Origin of the sequence: Acinetobacter tandoii DSM 14970 = CIP 107469 (assembly GCF_000400735.1) — a bacterium.
Lineage (GTDB): Bacteria > Pseudomonadota > Gammaproteobacteria > Pseudomonadales > Moraxellaceae > Acinetobacter > Acinetobacter tandoii.
Genome location: NZ_KE007360.1, coordinates 25,285 through 45,840 on the forward strand (window position 1 = coordinate 25,285; position 20,556 = coordinate 45,840).

At 41.1% G+C, this 20,556-nt stretch carries 19 protein-coding genes; 8 read left to right on the top strand and 11 right to left on the bottom strand.

Annotated elements, in window-relative coordinates; all coding sequences use genetic code 11:
- Window positions 1-87: 87 nt before the first annotated feature.
- Both I593_RS19695 and I593_RS01055 read left to right on the top strand, forming a co-directional pair.
- Window positions 88-1,059 (top strand): GGDEF domain-containing protein, encoded by a 972-nt coding sequence (locus I593_RS19695; protein WP_016165735.1) that lies wholly within the window; start codon window positions 88-90, stop codon window positions 1,057-1,059.
- A gap of 252 nt (window positions 1,060-1,311) precedes the next feature.
- Window positions 1,312-2,220 carry a polyprenyl synthetase family protein gene (locus tag I593_RS01055; RefSeq protein ID WP_016165736.1) on the top strand — a complete coding sequence of 303 codons (909 nt, stop codon included), beginning with the start codon at window positions 1,312-1,314 and terminating at the stop codon, window positions 2,218-2,220.
- Window positions 2,221-2,329: 109 nt separating this feature from the next.
- Here the strand turns inward: I593_RS01055 and putP are convergent, their stop codons facing one another.
- The 5 genes from putP to I593_RS01080 all read right to left on the bottom strand — a co-directional run bounded on the left by putP (window position 2,330) and on the right by I593_RS01080 (window position 7,079).
- Complete coding sequence (gene putP / locus I593_RS01060; RefSeq protein WP_016165737.1) at window positions 2,330-3,820, bottom strand: sodium/proline symporter PutP; 1,491 nt, start codon at window positions 3,818-3,820, stop codon at window positions 2,330-2,332.
- A 203-nt stretch (window positions 3,821-4,023) separates the two neighbouring features.
- Window positions 4,024-4,878 (bottom strand): SPFH domain-containing protein, encoded by an 855-nt coding sequence (locus I593_RS01065; protein WP_016165738.1) that lies wholly within the window; start codon window positions 4,876-4,878, stop codon window positions 4,024-4,026.
- Between the two features lie 14 nt (window positions 4,879-4,892).
- Window positions 4,893-5,366: an NfeD family protein gene (locus tag I593_RS01070; protein ID WP_016165739.1), complete on the bottom strand. Its 474-nt coding sequence runs from the start codon at window positions 5,364-5,366 to the stop codon at window positions 4,893-4,895.
- Window positions 5,367-5,465: 99 nt separating this feature from the next.
- Window positions 5,466-6,392, bottom strand: a complete 927-nt coding sequence (locus tag I593_RS01075; RefSeq protein ID WP_016165740.1) for a patatin-like phospholipase family protein — start codon at window positions 6,390-6,392, stop codon at window positions 5,466-5,468.
- 60 nt (window positions 6,393-6,452) lie between these two features.
- Window positions 6,453-7,079, bottom strand: coding sequence for a 1-acyl-sn-glycerol-3-phosphate acyltransferase (locus I593_RS01080; protein ID WP_016165741.1), 627 nt, complete (start codon window positions 7,077-7,079; stop codon window positions 6,453-6,455).
- Window positions 7,080-7,221: 142 nt separating this feature from the next.
- On the opposite strand from I593_RS01080, the gene I593_RS01085 reads away from it, so the two are divergent.
- The 5 genes from I593_RS01085 (at window position 7,222) to I593_RS01105 (ending at window position 13,571) form a co-directional block, all read left to right on the top strand.
- The gene (locus tag I593_RS01085) at window positions 7,222-8,469 is read left to right on the top strand and encodes an MFS transporter (RefSeq protein ID WP_016165742.1); all 1,248 of its coding nucleotides are present in this window, start codon (window positions 7,222-7,224) and stop codon (window positions 8,467-8,469) included.
- 135 nt (window positions 8,470-8,604) lie between these two features.
- Window positions 8,605-9,726, top strand: a complete 1,122-nt coding sequence (locus tag I593_RS01090; protein ID WP_016165743.1) for a porin — start codon at window positions 8,605-8,607, stop codon at window positions 9,724-9,726.
- A gap of 119 nt (window positions 9,727-9,845) precedes the next feature.
- On the top strand, window positions 9,846-11,522 hold the full coding sequence (locus I593_RS01095; RefSeq protein ID WP_016165744.1) for a phosphoethanolamine transferase: 1,677 nt from the start codon (window positions 9,846-9,848) through the stop codon (window positions 11,520-11,522).
- 15 nt (window positions 11,523-11,537) lie between these two features.
- Window positions 11,538-12,215 (top strand): response regulator transcription factor, encoded by a 678-nt coding sequence (locus I593_RS01100; RefSeq protein WP_016165745.1) that lies wholly within the window; start codon window positions 11,538-11,540, stop codon window positions 12,213-12,215.
- A gap of 24 nt (window positions 12,216-12,239) precedes the next feature.
- The gene (locus I593_RS01105; protein ID WP_026441317.1) at window positions 12,240-13,571 is read left to right on the top strand and encodes a sensor histidine kinase; all 1,332 of its coding nucleotides are present in this window, start codon (window positions 12,240-12,242) and stop codon (window positions 13,569-13,571) included.
- A 221-nt stretch (window positions 13,572-13,792) separates the two neighbouring features.
- Here I593_RS01105 and I593_RS01110 read toward each other — a convergent pair whose 3' ends face one another.
- Entirely contained in the window at window positions 13,793-14,536 is a 744-nt protein-coding gene (locus I593_RS01110; protein WP_016165747.1) for a phosphatase PAP2 family protein, read from the bottom strand.
- Between the two features lie 190 nt (window positions 14,537-14,726).
- Between I593_RS01110 and I593_RS01115 the strand changes: the two genes are divergently transcribed.
- Window positions 14,727-15,416: an HAD family hydrolase gene (locus tag I593_RS01115; protein ID WP_016165748.1), complete on the top strand. Its 690-nt coding sequence runs from the start codon at window positions 14,727-14,729 to the stop codon at window positions 15,414-15,416.
- A gap of 71 nt (window positions 15,417-15,487) precedes the next feature.
- Here the strand turns inward: I593_RS01115 and I593_RS01120 are convergent, their stop codons facing one another.
- The 5 genes from I593_RS01120 to I593_RS01140 form a co-directional block, all read right to left on the bottom strand.
- Complete coding sequence (locus tag I593_RS01120; protein ID WP_016165749.1) at window positions 15,488-16,675, bottom strand: ammonium transporter; 1,188 nt, start codon at window positions 16,673-16,675, stop codon at window positions 15,488-15,490.
- A 411-nt stretch (window positions 16,676-17,086) separates the two neighbouring features.
- The gene (locus I593_RS01125; RefSeq protein ID WP_171069566.1) at window positions 17,087-17,812 is read right to left on the bottom strand and encodes an amino acid ABC transporter ATP-binding protein; all 726 of its coding nucleotides are present in this window, start codon (window positions 17,810-17,812) and stop codon (window positions 17,087-17,089) included.
- 14 nt (window positions 17,813-17,826) lie between these two features.
- Entirely contained in the window at window positions 17,827-18,510 is a 684-nt protein-coding gene (locus I593_RS01130) for an ABC transporter permease subunit (RefSeq protein WP_016165751.1), read from the bottom strand.
- Window positions 18,510-19,253, bottom strand: a complete 744-nt coding sequence (locus I593_RS01135; protein WP_016165752.1) for an amino acid ABC transporter permease — start codon at window positions 19,251-19,253, stop codon at window positions 18,510-18,512. The genes I593_RS01130 and I593_RS01135 overlap by 1 nt, the downstream gene beginning before the upstream one ends.
- Window positions 19,254-19,325: 72 nt before the next feature.
- Window positions 19,326-20,267: a transporter substrate-binding domain-containing protein gene (locus tag I593_RS01140; RefSeq protein ID WP_016165753.1), complete on the bottom strand. Its 942-nt coding sequence runs from the start codon at window positions 20,265-20,267 to the stop codon at window positions 19,326-19,328.
- Window positions 20,268-20,556 lie beyond the last annotated feature (289 nt).

The following is a 20,556-nucleotide window of genomic DNA, read 5'->3' on the forward strand; positions in this document are numbered from 1 at the left end:
ATAAGCTATTCATTTTATGTTCGAATGAGGAATAGCTATTTTTTGGTAGCATTTTGCGTAGCTTTAACCTAAAAAAATGTATGTATTATGGATGCACATTCTCTTCAAAATAGTTTGAATATTAACACCCATGAAGTGTTAGATTCTTTGCCTTTGGCAACCGCATTGTTTTCTCCAACTGGGGACATTTTATTTACCAATCAGTTTTTTGCCAGCAGCTTTGATCTTTCTGTTGAGCAGATGCATTTGCAAAATCTTGCACAATTTTCTGAAGAATGTTTTCAGGTGTTTAGCCAAAATGTGTTGCGATTTAGACAAGGGCTTTCAGTTGAACCTTTTGAGTATCAAGTCTTTGGTCGCTATTACTGGGTTATCTTAAAACCGAATTATAGTATTAATGGCGAGCTGCAATCTGTTCTATTATGTAGCTCAGATATTTCTAATTTAATGCATAAAAAAATTCAGTTTGAGGCGAGCAATTTAGAATTTCGGCGTGGTAATGAAAAGGATCATCTAACTGGATTAGCCAACCGTCGTGCCTTTGATTTGAAATTAAAACATTATTTGCATGCTATGACACAACATGAAGCATCCGAACTGAGCCTATTGTTGGTTGATGTAGATAACTTTAAAAAAATGAATGATCTTTATGGGCAGAGTTTGGGAGACAATGTGCTTAAAGCTTTAGCCCGAACTTTATCGAATGTGAGCCCGATTGAAGTTTCACAGCATATTTATCGGGTGGGTGGGGAGGAGTTTGCGATTTTGTTGCCGAACTTTTCTTTACAGCAAGGTTGTGAGCAGGCAGAAATTTATCGAAGTGCAGTTGAGATTTTAGGACAGCATTTCCGAGGTCAAATTTTGCATGAATTATCGATTTCAGTGGGGGTGGTAAGTACTCGGGAATTTATGTTTGCTCAGTCATTTTATGAACTGGCGAATAAAGCCTTATCTTGCGCTAAAAAAGGACTTAAAAATTGTGTTTATTATGTCAACCATAATGGGTGTTATTCCTATCCTAAACATCAGCGATGTCAGAAAGGTGAGTGTTGTATATAAGTGATAAAGAAGAATTTCATGTAGAGAAATATGTCGACTTAGATAAATTTAAATGCAAAATGTTTTTAAGTTGATTGGCTTGGATGAAAAATATGACCTATAGCATCGTTATTTATAAGATTAACTTGTATCAAATCTAGATCAAGGTGTATGGCAGGCTTCGCATTTTAGCGTACAATCACGAGCAATCCGAACTTTGATGGTCATGCAGCATCTTCGTAGCGCTGTATAGCAAAAATACTCGAGGCAAATGTGTCATCTTTAACTGACGTACAAAATAATACGTTGCAGCAAGCGCAACAGCAGATTCAGCAAGATCTTCTTACTGCATTACAGGCCTTTTCTTTGCCAGAGCCTTTAAAAAGTGCAGTGCATCATGCCGTGATGTTGGGTGGGAAACGAGTACGACCAGCTTTATGCTACGCAACAGCGGCGATTCGTCCGAATCAAAACAGAGCAGCAGTACGTCGTGCAGCCGTAGCGGTAGAATTGATTCATTGCTATTCCTTGGCACATGATGATTTACCTTGCATGGACAATGATCAGTTACGCCGTGGTCAACCAACTTGTCATGTCGCTTATGGGGAAGATACTGCACTTTTAGCAGGTGATATTTTACAATCCATGGCATTCGAAATTTTGGGCAGTCGTTTGTTTGACCAAGGTGAAGCGGTTGATCAGTCGGTGATTCTTAAGCAAATGCAAATTCTAGCAACAGCTTCGTCCAAAATGGTCTGTGGGCAAGTGTTAGACTTGCAGGCGGAAGGCAAGCAAATTGATCAGCAAGCTTTAGAAACCATTCATCGGAATAAAACAGGTGCCTTAATTACTGCGGCAATTATGATGGCGGCAGTGACAATTTTTCAGGGTACGGACCCTGCAATTCCGCAATTACGTCAGTATGGGCAAAATATTGGTCTGGCTTTTCAAGTGCAAGATGATATCTTGGATATTATTGCCAATACCGAACAACTCGGTAAGACTGCGGGTAAAGATGAGCAAGTCGAAAAGTCGACCTATCCTGCATTAATGGGCCTAGAACAAGCCAAAGCTTATGCGCAAAATTTACATGACCAAGCTTTTGCCGCTTTGCAGTTTTTTGAAGGGCAAGCGCAAGAATTAGAACAAATTTCTCAGTTCTTATTGGCAAGACAGTTTTAAAAGTCAAAGTTCGAACAAAACTGGAAATGCATTCGGAATCGATTGAATCTGAATGCACTTTAAGGAAAACTCTATATCACCCCTAGGTTATATAGAGTTTTTTTGACACTTATTTTGATGCTTTGTAAAGCTCATCAGCTTGTTCAAATCGATCAGTAATGTCTTTTTCAGGTGCTTTACTGAGTAGACTGAACACAATGATTGCGATGGTTGCAGAAATGAAACCAGGAATAATTTCATAAATACCAGTTGCACCGAAAGCATTTTTCCAGACAATCACCATGACTGCACCTGTAATCATACCTGCAAGTGCCCCTGTTAAAGTCATGCGCTTCCAGAATAAAGATAAGATGATCAAAGGACCGAACGCTGCACCGAAACCAGCCCAAGCATATGCCACCAGACCAAGCACTTTGGCATTAGGATTACCTGCCATCCAGATTGCTAATAAGGCAATGAGCAATACCATGAGACGACCCACCCAAACCAATTCTTTTTGTGAGGCATTTTTACGTAAGAATGATTTGTAAAAGTCTTCTGTTAAGGTACTTGAACACACTAAAAGCTGACAGCTTAAAGTACTCATGACTGCAGCTAAAATGGCAGCCAGTACAATACCTGCAACCCAAGGGTTAAACAGAACTTTGGTCAGTTCCATGAATACTGTTTCTGGGTTCGCATTCACCGCAGCAGCATATTCAGGGTGTTGGTGGAAATAGGCAATACCAAAGAAACCAGCAGCAACCGCACCTGCAAGACAGAAGATCATCCACGCCATACCAATACGACGTGCATTGGGAATAGATTTGACAGAATCGGCTGCCATAAAGCGAACGAGAATATGTGGCTGACCAAAGTAACCTAAGCCCCAAGCCATCAATGAAATAATCGCAACTACACTTAAATCACCAAACAAGTTCATGGCTTGAGGGCGAGCTGCTTCAAGTGCCATGGTTAATTCTTGCGTGTCGCTAAAGCTGAGCAGGGCAACAATTGGGGTCAAAATCAAGGCAAAAATCATTAAAGTGGCTTGAATGGTGTCGGTCCAACTCACAGCAAGGAAACCACCAATAAACACATAGCTGATGGTTGCAATAGCACTTACCCAAAGCGCAGTTGTATAAGACATGCCAAACATGCTTTCGAACAAACGGGCACCTGCCACCATGCCTGAAGCACAGTAGATGGTGAAGAAAATTAAAATTACACAGGCCGATACAATACGCAGGACTTTCTTGTGATCGTTAAAACGATTGGAAAAATAGTCAGGTAAGGTTAAGGCATTATGCTGTACTTCAGTGTGAACGCGTAAACGTCCAGCCACCAATAGCCAGTTGAGCCAAGCACCAATAATTAAACCAATACCAATCCACATTTCTGAAAGGCCAGACAAGAAGATTGCGCCAGGTAAGCCCATGAGTAACCAACCACTCATGTCTGATGCACCAGCCGAAAGTGCAGTCACGAAACTTCCTAAACTACGACCACCTAAGATGTAATCGTCAAAGTTATTGGTTGCGCGGTAAGCCATCAAGCCAATAAGTACCATGGCAATGATATAAAAGAAAAAAGTGATTAAGGTCGGATTCAGTGAACTCATACGCTTATCCTTGGGAGTTAAATCACAAACTGAAATTCCGCTTTTTGTTCAAATTGTTACAAAAAGCAAACAATATCCTAAAAATAAGCGCGGGATTTAAACATAAATTCACAAAGTTTTCTGTTTTTTTTGTTCTAAAAAAAAGAATAGGCAGTCACAAACTGCCTATTCTACTGAAATGCAAAGGGATATCATTTGTCGGATTAATTGTTACGACCCATCACACCACGAATGGTATTTAAAACATCCGCAGGCAAGACTACGGTCTTGGCATTATTGGATTTCGCCATGTCTTGCATGGCTTTGATATATTGTTCACCCAATAGGTAAGCAACTGGAATTTCTTTATCACCTACCGCAGATGAAACCATTTCAATTGCACGTTGTGATGCTTCTGCGAGTACCACCTGTGCTTCTGCATCACGACGTGAGGCTTCAAGGCGACCATCGGCTTCTAAAATTGCCGCTTGTTTTTCACCATCTGCCTTGGTTACTGTTGCACGACGTTGACGCTCAGCAGCAGCTTGTGCTTCCATCGCTGACTGCATGGTCTGAGAAGGTTGAATATCTTGAATTTCAACGGTTTTTAAAGTAATCCCCCAATCTGAAATATCATCAGAAATGGCTGCTTTGAGTTTAGCTTTAATATGGTCACGTGAAGAGAGTGCATCATCTAAATCCATTTCGCCTACGATAGAGCGAAGCGAGGTTTGCACCAAGTTTTGAATCGCCCATGTGTAGTTTTCAATCCCGTAGACTGCTTTTTCAGGGGTAGTTAAGTTAATGTATGCTACTGCGTTCATGACCAATACAGCATTATCACGGGTAATGACTTCTTGAGAGGGAATATCTAAAACAATATCTTTGGTGGTGACTTTATAAGCCACTTCATCTACATATGGAATGACAAAGTTTAGACCAGGACTTAATGTCGTATGGTATTTACCTAGACGCTGTACAATCCATTTGTAGCCTTGGGGAACAATGCGAACCCCCTTAAAAATCGTGATGCCGACAAAAGCCAACAACGCAATAACAATAATAGATCCCGCTGACATAGTTTTACTCGCTTTTATTGATTGTCATGATTTGGACGATGTGGCTGTACCACAAGATCATTCCCCAGAATATCGACTACACGTACCCGATCACCAACATTCACACTCGAGAGAGTGCGGCAGTTCCATTCATCAGAGCCTAAAACTGGCATTGGAAACCTAACGCGGATTTGTTCATGTTCCATATTGACTTGAATGACCATTCCGATCTGACCAATGGTTGCTTCGCGTGAAAGACCAGCTTTGGTTTTATCGATGGAGAGTGGTTTGATGAATCTAAACCATGCGATGGTGCAAAGGATGGACAAAATCATCCACAGTACTAATTGTACTGTTGAGTCGAGGGCAGGAAAAATCCACAATAAAATACCCACCAAAATGGCGCTAATCCCAAACCACAACGCTGCGAAAGCGGGAATGATTAATTCGGACAGCATTAATAAAACACCGAGGACAAACCAGTGCCACGGTTCAAAAACAAATTCCATACATCTACTCGTGTATTGTGTTAGTGAATAGTGCTTATAAAGGTATCATTATTCACTGTAACAGATGTCTAAGATGATGAATATTAAAAAAGTGTTTATTTAGAATTTTGCCTTCAGTGCAGGTTTAAATGCTGCGGGAGACTTCTTAAAGTTACTAATAGCCGTTTCAATCGCTTTAATTTTGAGTTGTGCTGCTTTTTCACCTTCAAGGATGGATTGATTGCTGGCTTTTAAGTCTAAAGTTCCGACATGCCCAACTTTAGGTTGAATGACTATACTGGCTTGATTCAACTCGGTATTAATACTTTGTTGCCCCATAATATTAATGGTTTGGTCGAGTAAACCCCACATATTCAGCGGTTTATTGCCAACGGGACGGGCAGAAATGTCGACCGCAATGACAATATCTGCACCCATCGCTTTCGCAGTAGTCACAGGAATCGGGCTGACTAAACCACCATCGACATATTTACTCCCCCGAATAGTTGTAGGGACAAAGACATTTGGAATGCTACAGGATGCACGAACAGCTTGACCTGCATTACCTGAAATAAAATCAGCTTTTTTGCCATTGTCTAAGCGAGTTGCAACCGCAGCAAAGCGGATCGGAAATTTTTCGATGGGCTGATTGCCGACATTTTTATTGACATAGTTCTGTAGTTTTTGCCCCAACACAATGCCTTGGCTGTTTAAAGTCAAGTCACGTAGATCGGACTCTTGTAATTGCAGCGCGAGCTGTTGCAGTTGGTAAGGGCTTTTGCCACTGGCATAGATGCTGCCGACAAAACTTCCAGCACTGGTACCAGTGACAATTTTAGGTTTAATCCCATGTGATTCGAGCACTTTAAGTACGCCAATATGTGCAAAACCCTTGGCACCACCACCACCGAGAGCAATCGCAATAACGGGTTCACGTGCCTTGATTGGGGTGGTTACAGGTGGTTTGCTTGCTGTTTTATCACAACCAGCAAGGGTAAAGCCGAGTAAGCCAATCAGGCTATATTGAAAAAAGCGTAGGTGAGACATTGCACTCTAAATAGGAGAAAAATTGCGCATATCAGATCAAATTTTGACACATATTTCTAGTCACTTTTTGACGAGAGTTTGTAACGGCTTTGCCAACCACTCTGGATTTCTTGCGGAGAATTGTCCTGCATAGCAGGCTAAGATCTTGGGTAAATCCTGATCAAAATCCCCACTGGGATGGAATACGCCTAAACAGCGAATGGTTTTGTGATCATAATCAAAGGCAAACATGACAATTGGAATATGTGCTCCAACTGCAATTCGGTAAAATCCACTTTTAATACTGCTGGCACTTTTTCGGGTGCCTTCAGGTGCCATACCCACCCAAATTTTATCTTTATCCTGAATAATCTGAATGATTTGCTGTGTGAGTCCATGCGGGCTAGCACGATTCACAGGAATAACACCGATCCAGTCCAATAAGGGCTTTAGCGGTGTTTTAAACAGCGTATGTTTGCCGAATACGGTAATTTGAATGCCTAAACCCAATAGTGCAGTAAAGCCATGCCAAGCATCAATATTAGAGGTGTGGGGGGAGATAATCGCAACTGCTTTGGGTAAATCGGGAAATTCACCAGAAAAAGACCAGCCTTGCGCCAGAAACAATCGACGGAAAAGCTGTTTAGAAAAGGCGTTACCTCGCGCGGGCACGTGCGGCGGCAAAATAGGAAAATGCTGCATAGACATAGCCTTGTCATCCTGACAAATATTCTTGGTTTTTCTTGATATTACGCTTTCAGAAATCGTGCTTCATTGGCAAAATGTGCGCTTGGATGTGCAGAAATGCTCACCAATGAGCACCATGTCCAACATCATAGGATTGCCAGATATGCCAATCGCACAGAACGTTTATTTATTGCTGTTTTCATTGTACTGGGCGCAAGGTTTACCTGTGGGGTTTATGACACATGCGCTGCCTGTCATTCTCCGAGCAGAAGGGGTGTCATTGGCGCATATTGGTGGTTTTGGCTTATTAATGTTGCCATGGTCAATCAAAATTTTATGGGCACCTTGGGTAGATCGAGTCGGTAATTCGCAGCGCGGACATTATCGGAGCTGGATTATTCCAATGCAGTTGTTCAGCGTTGTGGTATTAGTCGTGCTGTCCTTTTTACCTATTCATGCACTCGACCAACCGCACTATTTACTCCTGTTTTTTATGACCTTGCTCAGTTTGAACTTTGTAGGTGCGACGCAGGACATTGCAACAGATGGACTGGCGGTTCGCATTTTAAAATCTGAACAGCAGCACTGGGGCAACACCTTTCAAGTGATAGGTTCTCGCTTGGGGTTTATTGTCGGGGGCGGTGCCATACTCTGGATGTTAGATGGGTTTGAATGGCAGACGACTTTTTTGCTGTTGGCGGGATTGGTCTTGCTGAATACATTACCCGTGTTGTTATATCGGGAGTCTACACCAGTACAGGTGGTGCATCAGCCTTCAACGTCATGGCGACAGAAAAGCAAAGCGATTACTCAATATCTAAAGTATTACCGTAGCAGTTCAACTCTATGGCGATGGTTGTGGGTGTTATTGACCTTTAAAGTGGCAGATGGACTAACAGGACCTCTGCTTAAACCTTTGATGGTCGATTTAGGTTTGAGTTTTACTCAAATAGGCGTATATGTCACCATGTTAGGCGCATTTGCCGCTTTATTGGGGGCGGGTTTTGCTGGTGCATTACTTAAAATCATGCGCCGCTCTCAGGCCCTGTGCTTATTTTCAGGTTTAAAAATTATCTGTTTAGCAACTTACACTTGGTTGGCTTATCAATATGAACAGCAACAGGCGATAGCTCCAGTTGTGATTTATGTGATTAATGCTGCGGAAGATGCAGTTTCCGCCATGCTGTTGGTGGTCATGTTAACCTTAGTCATGCAATACAGCCGTTTAGAATATGCAGCAACCGATTTCACCTTTCAGGTCGCTGTTATGGCAACGGTCAGTGGTGTGTTATATAGCTTGAGTGGTTTGATTGGTGATGTTTTAGGCTATACAAATTATCTATTTTTGATCGTTTTTATCGCAATTTTCTGTCTTGTTACAATTTTCCGATGGATGAAATTTGAAAAATAACTTTACAATTCAGCTACTTGCTTGTTGTTAGCCTAAAGTATTAAAACATATATATAAATAAAAATTTAATCCTTTTGTAATATGTGACTGCAATGTAATATTTGTAACAAAATTAACACCAGGGAAAATGATTTAATGAAAACCAAAATTGCAGCAGCGATTGCTTTAAGTTTGTTAGCGGGTTCAACTTTTGCGGCACCAACGTTTTATGGTGAAATTGATGCGAGTGTGGACTATTTACCAGAAGACAATAAGTCAGGCACTCCAGATAAAGATGTTGTAGAAGTCAGTTCAAATAGTTCTTACCTTGGTGTCAAAGGTGACGAAAAATTAAATGACCGTTTAAGTGCTGTTTATTTAGCTGAATGGGCATTTAACGCTGATGGCGAAGGATCAGATTGGTCTGCACGTAACCGTTATGTCGGTTTAAAAGATGCAAAATTAGGTACTGTGAAAGTGGGTGCGCATGATACACCGCTGAAGCAACTCTCAAGTGTTGTAGATACTTTCAATAACTATGTAAACAATAAAGCGGACATCACAGGCATTATGACGGGTGAAACTCGTCTTGCAAACGTTGTGGTATATGAGTCTCCAGCGCTTACGTTGCCTACAGGTGCAATCAAATTAAATGCATTGCTTGCGACTGGCGAAGACAGTGGTATTGCAAAAGGCAATGGTGCTTCTAAATCGGCTGGTCGTGGTTTAGGCGATACTTGGTCTGCATCTTTGGTGTATGACAGCCCAGTTTTTGTGGCGGGTGTAGCATATGATAAAGCTGTTCCAACAACGTTTGCTGGTCGTGGTATTGCTAATGCATCTGCACCAGAAGTGACGAGTGGTGTTGCTGGTACAGCATTTGCTGCTGCGAATACTCTACGTGCGATTGGGCGTTTAAATGTACTCGACAATAGCTTGGCTTTAAAAGCATTGTATCAAACGTCTGAAGTAGAAGCTGCAAATGGCAATGAAGCGGCTGCTGCTAATATTGATGATTCGCAAGGTTGGTTAGTAGGTGCGGAATATAACATTCCATCTGCAAAAGCATGGACGATCAAAGCACAATACAGTGCGAACACGACCAGCTTTAAAGACAACTCAGATGATTATGATGCTGACCAAATTATTGCTGGCGTAGACTATGCATTCAGCAAGCAAGTGAAGTTGTACGGTTATGGTGGTTACTTAACACTTGAGCAAGGCAATAATGAAACTAAACAGCCAGTTGTTGGTACAGGTTTAGAATTCAAATTCTAATTTAAAAAAAAACATACAAAAGGACGGTGCAAAAGTAGCGTCCTTTTTTTATTTTAAGTCAGCTTTAAGTTTTAATTTATATATTAATAATAAGGATATTAATCATCGAATCGCTCAAAATGAATTTGTCTCGCCTCGAACGTCTGAAACAGTTTTTTCCACCGCTGGCTTTACATCAATTTAATTTGTTACTTGCACTTTGGTTAGGTGTTGCTCTGAATTTTGCATTTTATAAGCAAATTCAATTACTCACACCTTATCAAGGTTTTAAAGCCTATGCATTTTTATCTGCAACGGTCTTGGTTGTGGTTGCGCTCTATAACCTGATATTGCAGTTATTCCAGTGGAAATGGAATGCTAAAATTTTGGCATTGTTTTTAGTTTTGGTAGGCGGATTAACAGCTTATTTTGTGAATAGTTTGGGTGTTGTTATTTCACCTGGGCAAGTCCAAAACATGATGCAAACTGACACCAAAGAGGCATTGGATTTATTTTCCATGCAGTTCGTGGTGTGGAGCATGTTTATGGTAGTGCTGCCAATGGTGTTGATTGCACTGATTCGAATTGAAAGCAAATCTCTATCGAAACAACTCTTGAGTAAGAGCTTGCACGTTGTGGGTTCATTGGCCGTTATTGGTGGGTTGCTATTTGTATTCTATGTCGATTTTGCTGCGATTTTCCGTGAACATCGTGATTTAAAAGGCATGATTTCACCACAAAATACTATTGCTTCGACTTTATCCTATTACCGTAAACAGAAGCCTAAAGAAAATTTACCTTTGGTGACCTATGGTACAGACGCTCACCGAGTGGTGAATACCGGCGCAGAAGGAATGCCTAAACTCATGGTTTTGGTGGTAGGTGAAACAGCTCGCGCAGAAAGTTTTTCTTTGAATGGTTATGCAAAGAATACCAATCCCGAATTATCTAAACAGAATGTCATTAACTTTAGCCAAGTGAGTTCTTGTGGGACAGCGACCGCAGTATCAGTGCCATGTATGTTCTCTGGAATGCCGCGTGAAGATTATGATGAACAGTTGGCAGGTCATCGAGAAGGTTTACTCGATATTGCACAACGCGCAGGCTATAAAGTGACATGGATTGATAATAACTCAGGCTGTAAAGGTGCTTGTGATCGCGTGCATAAGTTTGAAATTCCAGCTGCATTAAAACAAAAATGGTGTGATGCTGAAGGCGAATGTATGGATGAAGTTTTGGTGGATAGCTTGAAGTCTTATTTGGCGAGCATTCCAACTGAAGATAAAACACCTCAACTGATCGTGCTACACCAGATGGGAAGCCACGGACCAGCTTATTACAAACGTTCGACAGAGCAGTTCCAACCTTTCAAACCAATGTGTGCGACCAATGCCATTCAAGGTTGTAGCCGAGATGAATTGCTGAACAGTTATGACAACTCGATCGTTTATACAGACCATATTTTAAATCAGGTGATTCAAACCATTAAAGATGTGTCAAATTATCAAACGGGCTTTTGGTATTTATCGGATCATGGTGAGTCGACAGGTGAAAGTGGGATGTATTTACATGGTGCGCCTTATGCAATTGCACCAACTCAGCAAACTCATGTGCCAATGATTATGTGGTTCTCACCAACATGGCAACAGCACAATACAAGCCAAGTCAGTTGTTTACAGCAGCAAAAACAAGCTGTACGCAGTCAGGACAATTTATTTCCAACGTTGTTGTCCTTATTGGATGTGAAAACCCAAGTGATTGATGATAAAAATGATATGTTAAAACAATGTTCACCCAATCCAACGGGAAAGGCTTAAGTTAGGATGAGCAGAATGACCAAAATCTTAATGATCGAAGATGATTTCATGATTGCTGAATCTAGCAAGACCCTGTTGGAATTGCACGATTTTCAGGTGGAATGGGTAAACAATGGGCTTGATGCTTTAAAGCTCCTACAACAGCAAAGTTTTGATGTCGTGTTGTTGGATTTAGGCTTGCCGATGATGGATGGCATGCAGGTGTTGGCAAAAATTCGTCAAAGTTTTCCAAATTTACCGGTTTTGATTATTTCTGCACGAGATCAGGTGCAGAATCGGGTAGACGGTTTGAATCAGGGCGCAGATGATTATCTGGTCAAACCTTATGAATTTGTAGAACTATTGGCGCGTATTCAAGCTTTATTGCGTCGAAGCATGCAAGAAATGCCATCGAAGGAAACTACAGTATTGCGTTACGGCGATTTGGAATTAGATGTTGAACAACATATCGCGTTATTGCATGGACAAGAGGTGGAACTTTCCAATCGTGAATGGGCAATTCTTGTGCCATTGGTCAGTTATCCTAATAAAATTTTTTCCAAAGCCAATTTAGAAGATAAGCTGTATGATTTCGACAGTGAAGTGAATAGCAACACTATTGAGGTTTATGTCCATCATTTGCGTGCAAAGTTGGGTAAAGATTTTATCCGCACCATTCGTGGTATGGGCTATCGCTTAGGTAAATTGGATTAAGCTTTTATGCAGCAACTGCACGCAATGCCAACACAAACATCGTTAAAGAAACGATTGCTGATTTTTGTTTCAGGTTTTAGTTTACTGTTGGGTGGCGTGCTGATTGCAACCGCATACTGGATTTCATTGGGGGAACTGGATGAAATTCTTGACGCCCAAATGCAGAATCTTGCGGAACGTGTGGCTGCTCATGACCCTGCACCCATCAAAAGTCATTTTGATATTCATAAGCGCTATCATGAAGAAGACTTATTTATCGATGTATGGGAAAAGCAAGAACATCCGCAGCATCAGTTTGATTTGTTATTACATGGTGTAAATCAGGCTGGATTTTATGATCGCTCCACCTCGCAAGGGGTGTGGCGAATGTATGTGCTACCGACAGAAAAGTATCAAATTCAGGTCAGCCAACCGTTTGCAGCGCGAAGTCATTTAGCCTTGGAACTCGCCACCAGTATGTTTGTGCCCTATCTGGTGATGATTCCGTTTATTTTATGGGGTTTGGGCTGGGTAATTTTACGCAGTCTAAGACCTATGGATGAATTTAGACAAGAAATTGCCCGCCGTGGTCTAGATGAATTAACACCCATTAAGCTGAGTCGTTATCCTGTTGAGTTAATACCCACAATTCAGGAAATGAATTATTTATTTGAACGGATTGAGTCGGCACAACAAGAACAGCGCCAGTTTATTGCAGATGCAGCGCATGAGCTCAGAACACCGATTACTGCACTGAATTTACAGATGCAGATTCTATTGCGTGAGTTTCCAGAAAACATCGCATTAGAAAATTTGAGCCAAGGTTTAATTCGTATTCAGCATTTAATTAGCCAGTTACTCGATTTAGCCAAGCAAGATGCAAGTGGCTTGCATATCATGCAACAACAGCCATTTTACTTAAATCAAGTGGCAGTAAATTGTGTGGAACAACTGATTCACGTGGCTTTGCAGAAAGAGATTGATTTAGGCATGGAGCGCCAAGAGGAAGTCGTGGTGAATGGTTTAGAATCTGCTGCACGATCTATTATTTATAATTTGATTGATAATGCAATTAAATACACACCTAAAAATGGCGTAATCAATGTCTCAATTTTTTCACAAGGCAATGATGCGGTGATTCAGGTTGAGGATAGTGGTCCAGGAATTGATCCTGCTTTGTATGAACAGATCATGAAACGCTTTTATCGCATTCATCATCACTTAGAGATGGGAAGTGGGCTAGGTCTTTCGATTGTGCAAAAAGCAACAGAACATTTAGGTGGAAAAATCCAGTTTGGAAAAAGCCAGACTTTAGGTGGCTTATTTGTTCAAGTACAGTTTCCTCGACAAATGAAATCAGTACAGCCATCTCTTTAAGCTGGAATGAGCTGAATTAAAGTAAAGGTTAACTTAGATCACTTTTGCTAGATTCTGTCTTTTAGCAAATGTCCAATGTTATGCTGTTGTTTTAGAATTAGGCACTCACCAAAGTATGGTAAGTGCTAAAAGAAATGCATATCGGCTAGAGTTGAATAACCGAGATACAGTGTAGATTCAACCATCATTATCTTACTTATAACTGTGGCTTATCTAAGGTATTAAGCGGCTTCTTGAGTGTTTTCCGTAGTAGGTTGTTGAATAAAAGTAGGGGGCTGTTCCATGTCTAAGGTTTGAACTGGAACAAGTCGTTTATAGAAAAATGGATAAAGTGCAACGTTACAGCACCAAATGACCCAAGCAGTCCAGAGGTTATGGCTGAGGAAGTGTGCCCCACGCATCATTTGCGCCCATCCCATAGCAAGGCCCAATATCAAGCCTGCAACAAGATAGAAATAAGCACGTTTAGGCGCAGTCTTCCTAAAAGCAAAGAAGCCTGTCATTAAGGCAAAACCGGTTGCTGCATGTCCGCCAGGGAAGCAATGCCCATGACTAAGGTTAAAGTTCCAGAAAAAACCAGTCGTTGTCGCTTGGGTCATATTCCAAGGGCAGGCATGTCCCGATTGTGATTTAAGAATCCCCACCACACTGGTACTCAAAATTAAAATCCAGAACAGATAAGCATATTGCCAGCGCTTTGCTGCCAAACGTTCGATTTTAAAACTCACAAGCCAAAGGCTCACAAAACTGATATCACAAAGGATGAGTAGGTTTTTAACATATTTATGATTGAGAGTTTCTAAAAACCAGTCATAACGCCATGGGAATTGTCCATGAGTGCCTGTCCAAGGCTGGATCAACATCAGGTCAAGTTGACCCGCAACAGGAAAAAGCAGTTGCAGTAGAACAAAACTGAACAGCAAAATCAGTCCTTGTTTGAGGCTAAAACGTTGTAATTCAGACATGGTCGTACAAACGAGATTTGGAGGACTTTGATTAGAGCAAAGCAAACTTAAATCGGACTTAATTGAATCTTAAAAGCAGATAGAGGAACTGATGTATTTAACAGATTTGATGTAGAACTTAGCAGATAATCTGTAATGCAAACATGGTTTAAAATGCTAGATTAAAAGGCAAAAGTCGCCTGAGAATGTTATGCCTATTCGTGCAGTATTATTTGATTTGGACAACACTTTAACCCATCGTGACCAAAGTATTCGGCGCTATAGTGAGTTTTTGATAGAACAGTTTCAGTCATACTTACTTGCACCTGATCTGGAAAAAATACAGCAAATTATCCGCCGAATTGATAATGGCGGATATCCTAAGCAAGAACAACTGACTCACCCGACCATTGGGGCATCGGTTGCATTTGCTTTATTACAAGAGTTGGCGTGGAAAACTAAGGTAGATTTTCAAGACTTAACCGATTTCTGGTTTCAGTATTTTGGACAGTGTGCTGTTGCCATGTCTGGAGCATTAGAGTTGTTACAAAGCTTGAAACAACAAGATTATGTATTGGCAGTGGTGTCGAACGGTGGACATGCGACTCGTTTGAATATTTTAACTGGGCTTGGCTTCAAGAATTATTTTGATGTGATCGTGAGTTCCGAACAAGCAGGGATGAGTAAGCCTCATCCGCAGATTTTTCTGCATACTGCGGAAAACTTAGGGGTACACCCGTCAGAATGTTTGTTCATTGGTGATCATCCTGTGAATGATGTTTGGGGCGCACAACAAGCAGGGATGCAAGCTATCTGGTTACAAGGTTTTCACCCTGAAGATGAACGTTTACAAGTTCCGCATATTCAGACCTTACATGAGCTATATACCTATTTAGAGTAAGCATAAAATTGCTGACATAAAAAAAAGCGATTCCTGAGAATCGCCTCGCAATATGCGGAAATTGAGAAAATTTAAAACATACTGTCGTCCGAATTGGCTGAAATTTTGTGGATGGATAAATCAGCACCACGGAACTCATCTTCTTGCGACAAACGAATGCCGATGCAGGCTTTTAAACCACCATATACTGCGAATCCACCCGCAAGTGCAACCACAATCGCGAATAGTGTGCCAATGATTTGTGACATCATGGATACGCCACCAATACCGCCTAACCATTGTTGACCGAAAATACCGACTGCAAGTCCACCAAAAGCACCGCAAATTCCGTGTAATGGCCATACACCCAGCACATCATCCACTTTGAGTTTGTTTTGGGTGTAGGTAAAGAACTTCACAAAAATAATCCCAGCAATGGCACCAATCACAAGCGCACCAAAAGGATGCACAATATCAGAGCCTGCACAGATAGCAACCAAGCCAGCAAGCGGACCATTATGTAAGAAACCGGGGTCATTTTTACCGATCATGTTGGCCGTAATGGTTCCACCTACCATCGCCATTAATGAATTAATGGCAACCATGCCTGAAATCGCATCTAAACGTTGTGCACTCATAACGTTAAAGCCAAACCAACCAACTATGAGAATCCAAGATCCTAAGGCAAGGAAGGGAATGGATGAAGGTGGGTGTGCACTGACACGGCCATCTTTCTTATAACGACCATGGCGTGCACCCAGTAAAATGACAGCGGCCAAAGCAATCCAGCCTCCCATGGCATGCACAACCACCGAGCCTGCAAAGTCATGAAAGGGTGCACCAAATGTGTGCTCTAACCATGTTTGAATGCCAAAATTACCATTCCATACAATGCCTTCAAAAAATGGATATACCAATGCAACTAAGAGTAGCGTTGCTAATGCTTGGGAACGCATTTTGGCACGTTCCGCAATGCCACCCGAGATAATTGCAGGAATAGCAGCAGCGAAAGTCAGCAAAAAGAAGCAGCGCATTAGGTTATAGCCATGATCTGCCGCCAAAGTTGCTCCCATATGGAAGAAATGATGTCCATAGGCAATGTAGTAACCTACGAAAAAGTAAGCGATTGCTGAAAGCGCAAAGTCTGTCAGAATTTTACTTAAGGCATTCACCTGATTTTTATGTCGAACTGTGCCTAGTTCTAAAAATGCGAAACCAGCATGCATGGCCAGTACCAGCACTGCTCCTAGTAGTAGAAAAAGTAAATCGATATCTTGCATAGTTTGCTCGAAAAAAGTGCTAAATACGACTTTAGGTACAAATTTTGGAAGAGGATTTGCACCAAAATAGTTTAGTAAATCTAAAAATTGGAGTTCAGCAACCGAACACTCCGTTCATGCAAATAATTAAGCAAAAAATGCACCAATTCAGATAAAAATAAGAATTATTTGATGAAAAATAGTGCATATCGGCTTAAAAGAGTGCTCTAGGTTGTAATTTAAAATCATAAAAAATTTTGGTTTCTATTTAATTAAATTAAAAATCATGGATATAAATTGAATGATTGTTCAGAATTTTTAATATCACTCAAATGTTCCAGATCAGCAGATGAAAACGTATTTTTATTGATCGAATATCTGAACGTAACTTCATCAAGTGGGCTAAGCCCGACTTGATGAATATGCACGAAATTAATGCAAAATATTCTCTAAGAATTGTTGAGCCCGTGCGCTACGAGGTGTGGTAAAAAATTCCTCTTTGGAACAGTCTTCGACAATTTTGCCTTGATCCATAAAGATAATTCGATTTGCCACTTGGCGTGCAAAGCCCATTTCATGAGTAACACACATCATGGTCATGCCTTCTTTCGCCAGACCGACCATCACTTCGAGTACTTCATTAATCATTTCGGGGTCAAGTGCAGAAGTAGGCTCATCAAATAACATCGCAATCGGGTCCATACTCAATGCACGTGCAATCGCGACACGTTGCTGTTGCCCGCCAGAAAGCTGGGCAGGGAATTTATCGGCTTGCGAACTTAATCCGACGCGGTCTAGATAAGCCAGTCCTTTTTTCTTCGCCTCATCAGCACTACGCCCTAAAACTTTGATTTGGGCGATAGTTAAATTTTCAGTCACACTTAAATGTGGAAATAATTCAAAGTGTTGAAACACCATGCCTACGCGGCTACGCAATTTATTTAAATCGGTTTTTGGGTCTGCAATTGGGACGCCATCCACATAAATTTGCCCCTTTTGAAAGGGTTCTAAACCATTGACGGTTTTAATGAGCGTCGATTTACCTGAACCTGAGGGTCCACAAACCACCACCACTTCACCTTGGCAAATTTGTGTGGTGCAATTGGTCAGGACTTGAAATTGTTGATACCATTTACTGACGTTTTGGAGATCAATCATTATTTTTTGGTCACTCATACTTTTAATCTCCTTTGTATTCTTTTCACAATAAATGTTGCTAATGCACTGATGCTAAAGTAGACCAGACCTGCAAATAGAATGTACTGGGTCAATAATGACATCAGGTCGCCACGGACGTAGTTGGTACGGAAAAAATCCAGTAAGCCAATTGCATAGACCATGGTTGAATCTTGGAACAGAATAATGGTTTGTTGGAGTAGCAATGGCGTCATTTTTCGAAAGGCTTGCGGCAGAATAATTAGACGCATGGATTGACCATAGCTCATGCCTAGTGCATAGGCTGCGGCGTTTTGCCCTTTAGGAATAGACTGAATCCCAGCGCGGACAATTTCAGAAAAATAGGCCGCTTCAAATAGCATGAAGGCAACAATACTCGAAACCAAAGCCGTATCGATAGTTAAATAATTGCCTGTAATTGCGGTATAGAAAAATGGTACCGCAAAGTAAAACCACATTAGTACCAACAGTAGCGGAATAGAGCGGAATAAATTGACATAGGCTTGTGCGATTAGATTCAGTATCCGAATAGAAGATAGACGCATTAAAGCCAACAATGTGCCAATAAAAATACCGCCTACGGTCGCTATGCAAACAACTTTTAAGGTAATGCTGAGGCCATGCCATAGGGCTGGCGCAGAGAGTTGTAAATCTTGAATAAATGCAGTGAGCCAGTCCATTATTTATCTCCTGCAATTGTGCCCGGAATACGCAAGCGTTTTTCCAGAAAACTCATAAATTGAATTAAGCAGATGTTAATCACAATAAAAATAATGGTGACGTAGGTATAAATCTCGATGGTATTTTGTGTGTACTCACTGATCGTTTTCATCTGCGAAATAATTTCAGCCACACCAACCAGCGAAGCAACAGACGTGTTTTTTACGCAGTTGGTCAGTTCTGAACTGAGCGGAGGTAAAATGGTACGGAAGGACTGCGGCAAAATAATGTAGCGGTACAATTGTGCTGTACTGAACCCCATGGCATAGCCTGCATTGATTTGTCCTTTGGGTAAGGCTTCAATTCCTGTACGGACTTGTTCGCAAACCCGTGCAGCAGTAAATAAACCCAAACCAATACTGGCAGAAATAAGGGCACTGGTATTGGCACTTAAATCATTCACCCACCAATCTTTCAGCCCTGCGGGTAAAAAATTGGGCACCACATAAAACCAAATAAACAGTTGTATTAATAAAGGGATATTGCGAAATATGGTCACATAGGCTGTGCCAATCGCACGTGCAGTTTTATTTGGAAGCGTACGCATAATACCGAGCATACTGCCCAAGACAAATGCGATAGACCATGCCACGATGGCAATAAACAGTAACCAACCTAAGCCGATTAAAATCCAGTTGAGATAACTACTGTCACCGACACCGGTAGATTGAAATAGTACGCCCCAGTTCCAGCTATAGTTCATAGGAGCTCCAGATTCTTAATCAGGTAGGCAAAAGCACTACCTGATAATCATTGAGAGAATGGTCAGCATAGATTACTGATCACGGTCATGTGGTGACGCAATAAGGGCTTTTAATTGTTCCGACATTGGGAAGTTCAGGTTAATATTTTTAGGCGGAATAGGTTGTTCGAACCATTTCTTATACATATTGTTGATTTCACCTGAGCTATAGACTGCTTTAATTGCGTCATCTACCACTTGTTTAAATTCAGGGTCACCTTTTCTGAGCATACAGCCATAAATTTCATGGATAGGTGCAGTACCTACAATCACCCATTGATTTGGATCTTTTGCTTTCGATTTTTCCCCTGCAAGTAAAATATCATCCATCATAAATGCGGCAGCACGTCCGTTTTGTAGCATCAGGAACGATTCAGCATGGTCTTTGGCAGAAATAATTTCACCAATCCCCAGTTCTTTTTCATGTTGGCGAATATAACGTTCCGAGGTAGTTCCCGCGGTGGTTACCAGTTTTTTGCCCTTTAAGTCAGCAAAGTCTTTCACGCCAGAGTCTTTCGCGGTGAGTAAACGCGAACCCACTTCAAAATACCCCACGGAAAAAGCGACTTGTTGCTGGCGTTCTTTGTTGTTGGTGGTTGAGCCGCATTCTAAGTCGACGGTACCATTAGAAACCAATGGAATACGGTTTTGACTAGTGACCAAGTTATAGCGAATTTTTAAATCGGGCATATTCAGTTTTTGTTTCACGGCATCTACAACTTTTAGTTGTAAATCATGTGCATAGCCCACAGGTTGATTCGGATTATCGGCAATATAAGAAAATGGAATGGAAGAGTCACGATAGCCCAACACGATGGTTCCTGACTGTTTAATTTTTTCTAGCGTTCCCGATGCGGAACTTTCTTTGCCCGCAGAATCATTACTACTTGGTGTTTTGTCGCCACTACAGGCACTTAAACCGAATACCAACGTGCTGGCACAGAGTAGGGAAGTCAGGGGCCGTTTTAATAACATGGGTAAACTCCTTGTGTTTTGTTTTCATCTTTCACTTTATTTATTGACTGAATTTCCATCAGTTTATTTGTTTTTGCATTATTGTCTGTTTGTTTAATAAACAGATTTAACTTCATCTTAGCGCGAGTTTTAATCAGTTGCGCAGGTCAGATTGTTGATGCTTTGTTAACGATAAATCTTTAAGTTTTAAACAGATTTAAAGCCAATAAATAAAATTTAGAGTGAACAAAGCAGAATCTATGCCTGAACAGCATTACATAATTTAATAAAATACTGTGTTTAATAAAAA

Excerpts from the sequence above, each read along its gene's own strand:
- I593_RS01140 (WP_016165753.1), bottom strand. The coding sequence starts at position 20,267 with ATGTTATTAAAACGGCCCCTGACTTCCCTACTCTGTGCCAGCACGTTG.
- I593_RS01070 (WP_016165739.1), bottom strand. The coding sequence starts at position 5,366 with ATGGAATTTGTTTTTGAACCGTGGCACTGGTTTGTCCTCGGTGTTTTA.
- I593_RS01080 (WP_016165741.1), bottom strand. The coding sequence starts at position 7,079 with ATGTCTATGCAGCATTTTCCTATTTTGCCGCCGCACGTGCCCGCGCGA.
- I593_RS19695 (WP_016165735.1), top strand. The coding sequence starts at position 88 with ATGGATGCACATTCTCTTCAAAATAGTTTGAATATTAACACCCATGAA.
- I593_RS01075 (WP_016165740.1), bottom strand. The coding sequence starts at position 6,392 with ATGTCTCACCTACGCTTTTTTCAATATAGCCTGATTGGCTTACTCGGC.
- I593_RS01065 (WP_016165738.1), bottom strand. The coding sequence starts at position 4,878 with ATGTCAGCGGGATCTATTATTGTTATTGCGTTGTTGGCTTTTGTCGGC.
- putP (WP_016165737.1), bottom strand. The coding sequence starts at position 3,820 with ATGAGTTCACTGAATCCGACCTTAATCACTTTTTTCTTTTATATCATT.
- I593_RS01085 (WP_016165742.1), top strand. The coding sequence starts at position 7,222 with ATGCCAATCGCACAGAACGTTTATTTATTGCTGTTTTCATTGTACTGG.
- I593_RS01090 (WP_016165743.1), top strand. The coding sequence starts at position 8,605 with ATGAAAACCAAAATTGCAGCAGCGATTGCTTTAAGTTTGTTAGCGGGT.
- I593_RS01110 (WP_016165747.1), bottom strand. The coding sequence starts at position 14,536 with ATGTCTGAATTACAACGTTTTAGCCTCAAACAAGGACTGATTTTGCTG.
- I593_RS01130 (WP_016165751.1), bottom strand. The coding sequence starts at position 18,510 with ATGGACTGGCTCACTGCATTTATTCAAGATTTACAACTCTCTGCGCCA.
- I593_RS01120 (WP_016165749.1), bottom strand. The coding sequence starts at position 16,675 with ATGCAAGATATCGATTTACTTTTTCTACTACTAGGAGCAGTGCTGGTA.
- I593_RS01105 (WP_026441317.1), top strand. The coding sequence starts at position 12,240 with ATGCCAACACAAACATCGTTAAAGAAACGATTGCTGATTTTTGTTTCA.
- I593_RS01125 (WP_171069566.1), bottom strand. The coding sequence starts at position 17,812 with ATGATTGATCTCCAAAACGTCAGTAAATGGTATCAACAATTTCAAGTC.
- I593_RS01100 (WP_016165745.1), top strand. The coding sequence starts at position 11,538 with ATGACCAAAATCTTAATGATCGAAGATGATTTCATGATTGCTGAATCT.
- I593_RS01095 (WP_016165744.1), top strand. The coding sequence starts at position 9,846 with ATGAATTTGTCTCGCCTCGAACGTCTGAAACAGTTTTTTCCACCGCTG.
- I593_RS01115 (WP_016165748.1), top strand. The coding sequence starts at position 14,727 with ATGCCTATTCGTGCAGTATTATTTGATTTGGACAACACTTTAACCCAT.
- I593_RS01135 (WP_016165752.1), bottom strand. The coding sequence starts at position 19,253 with ATGAACTATAGCTGGAACTGGGGCGTACTATTTCAATCTACCGGTGTC.